3 protein-coding genes are annotated in these 2,668 nt (G+C 68.9%); all 3 read left to right on the top strand.

Annotation, left to right across the window (positions count from 1 at the left end; genetic code table 11):
- Nucleotides 1-630: SDR family NAD(P)-dependent oxidoreductase (locus MVA01S_RS29480; RefSeq protein WP_060941821.1), on the top strand; the 630-nt coding region annotated here is incomplete at its 5' end.
- An 8-nt stretch (nucleotides 631-638) separates the two neighbouring features.
- Nucleotides 639-2,147, top strand: a complete 1,509-nt coding sequence (locus tag MVA01S_RS29475) for a flavin-containing monooxygenase (RefSeq protein WP_003933238.1) — start codon at nucleotides 639-641, stop codon at nucleotides 2,145-2,147.
- 7 nt (nucleotides 2,148-2,154) lie between these two features.
- A partial coding sequence (locus MVA01S_RS29470; RefSeq protein WP_159426388.1) for an alpha/beta hydrolase fold domain-containing protein occupies nucleotides 2,155-2,668 on the top strand: 514 nt, incomplete at its 3' end.

Below are 2,668 nucleotides of genomic sequence, written 5' to 3'. Positions count from 1 at the left end.
GACCGGCTCGTCGACGAACTGCGACAGACCGTCGACGAACTCGGGGCCGACCGCGCGATGGCGGTGGAGCTGGACGTCACCTCCGAACAGCAGTGGGCCGACGGGGTCGCGGCGGTGCTCGACAGGTTCGGCGCGCTGACCACGCTGGTCAACAACGCCGGTGTGCTGCACCGTGCGTCACTGTCCGACGAGACGGCCGCCGGCTTCGAAGGCAGCTGGCGGGTCAACTGCCTGGGCCCCTTCCTCGCTATCCAGGCCGCGCTGCCGCACCTGCGCGGCGCGCCGAACGCCTCGATCGTGAACACCTGCAGCACCGGGGCGGTCCGGCCGTTCCCGAACCACAGCGCCTACGGCTCGTCGAAATGGGCCCTGCGTGGTCTCACCCAGGTCGCGGCGGTCGAGTTGGCCCCGGCCGGGATCCGGGTGAACGCGGTGTTCCCGGGCCCCGTCGAAACCCCGATGCTCGACCCGGCCACCCAGTCGCGGCTGGCCGACTCGGCGTTGACGGGCCGCATCGGCAAGCCCGCGGAGATCGCCGACGCGGTCGCGTTCCTGGTCTCCGAGCACGCCACCTTCATCACCGGTTCGGAGCTCATCGTCGACGGTGGGCAGTCCCTCAAGATTGGATGACGATCCCCATGGCCCACACGCTGTCCGTAGCGATCATCGGCGCCGGACCCGGAGGTCTGGCTCTCGGAATCCTGCTGCGCAAGGCCGGATTCCACGACTTCACGATCTTCGACCGGGAAGACGGTGTCGGCGGCACGTGGCGGATCAACACCTATCCGGGTCTGGCGTGCGACGTGAAGTCGCACCTGTACTCGTACTCGTTCGACCTGAACGCCCACTGGTCCCGGCTGTGGTCGGGGCAGAAGGAGATCCTGGACTACTTCGAACGCTGCGCGGGGCGCCACCGCCTGCGGGACCACCTGCGGTGTAACACCGAGATCGTGTCAGCGCACTGGAGCCCCGAGTCCCGCACCTGGCGGTTGACCACCGCCACCGGCGACGAGCACACCTTCGACGTCGTGGTCTCGGCCGTCGGGATGTTCACCCGGCCGGTGATGCCCGACCTCGTCGAGGAGGAACCGTTCACCGGGACGATCATGCACACCGCGCGGTGGGACCCGTCGGTGGACCTGACCGGGGCCCGGGTGGCCGTGCTGGGTACCGGATCGACTGCTGCGCAACTGGTCCCGGAAGTCGCCAAGAAGGCCGCGAAGGTGTATTCGGTGCAGCGATCGCCGACCTGGGTGCTGCCCAAACCCGACCGGGAGTACAGCGAACGCGAGAAGTGGATGTTCGCCCATATCCCGCTGGCCAAGAAGATCTACCGGACCCGGCTGTGGTTGCGCAGCGAGTCCAACATCTCGGTGATCGAGCACGGCAGCGACAAGACCCAGGAGTTCAAGAACATCGCGCTGCGCTCATTGGAAGCGACGGTGACCGACGACGCGCTGCGCGCCAAACTGACGCCGGACCATCCGCTGGGATGCAAGCGGCTGGTGTTCGCCACTGACTACCTGCAGACGCTGACGCAGCCGCACGTCGAGGTGGTCTCCAGTCCCGCACGCGGGCTCCGGGCGCGCTCGCTGCTCACCGAGGACGGCACCGAGCTCGACGTCGACGTCGTTCTCTGTGCGACCGGCTACGCCGCCGCGGACTACCTCGGGCAGATCGAGGTACGTGGCGCGGACGGGGCACTGCTGAGCGAGACCTGGCGCGACGGCGCGTTCGCCTACCTCGGGATGAGCGTGCCCGGCTATCCCAACTTCTTCATGCTCTACGGGCCCAACACCAACGTCGGCTCCAACAGCGTGATCTTCATCCTGGAGGCGCAGGCGCGCTACATCGTGCGCGCGCTGCGACACATGCGGCGCAGGAAACGGAACTACGTCGAGGTACGGTCCGAGGTGATGACGCGCTACCTGAACTGGATCGACACCTGGATGCAGGGCACCGTGTGGCTGACCCGCTGCAGCAACTACTTCCGCGCCGCCAACGGCCGCGTGGTCACCCAGTGGCCGCGCAGCGCCCGCATGTTCTGGCAGCTGACCCGCTTGTTCAGGCCCGGCGACTACGTCTTCGCCGAACCGCAGCGCAGGCCGGCCATCCGGGTCGTCGCCCAGACCGCGGCACAACAGTAGGCCCGCCGTGACCGACCACGACTTCGTCGAGCGCCTCGACCCGGCCCTGCGCCACCTCGCTACCGCGCGCACCGACCTGTCACCGCACCTTCTCGGCGTCGTGCGGGACTCGCTGAACCAACGGCGAGGCGAAACGGCCAGGACGCTCGACACCGTCGGTGTGGAGATCGAGCAGCGTGAGGTCGCCGTACCGCAGGGCCACCACGTCACGGTGCGGATCTACCGTGGTGGCGCCCCCGGGTCGGGGGCGGTGATCTACTGCCATTCCGGTGCGTTCGTACTCGGCAACCTCGACACCGATCATCGGCAGTGCGTCGAGCTGGCCCGCCGCGGACGGTGCACCGTGCTGTCGCTGGACTACCGGCTGGCGCCCGAACACCCGTACCCGGCGGGACTCGACGATGCGGCCGCGATCCTGGAGTGGGCGGCGCGGAGCGCGGCCGAACTCGGCATCGACGCGGCGATGATCGCGGTGGCGGGCAGCAGCGCAGGCGCGGCGCTGGCGGCCGGGCTCGCACAGC

Source organism: Mycolicibacterium vaccae NBRC 14118 = CIP 105934, from assembly GCF_001552715.1.
In the GTDB taxonomy this organism is placed as follows: domain Bacteria; phylum Actinomycetota; class Actinomycetes; order Mycobacteriales; family Mycobacteriaceae; genus Mycobacterium; species Mycobacterium vaccae.
Note: the sequence above shows the minus strand (reverse complement) of the source record. Positions and strands in the feature narration are given on the sequence as shown.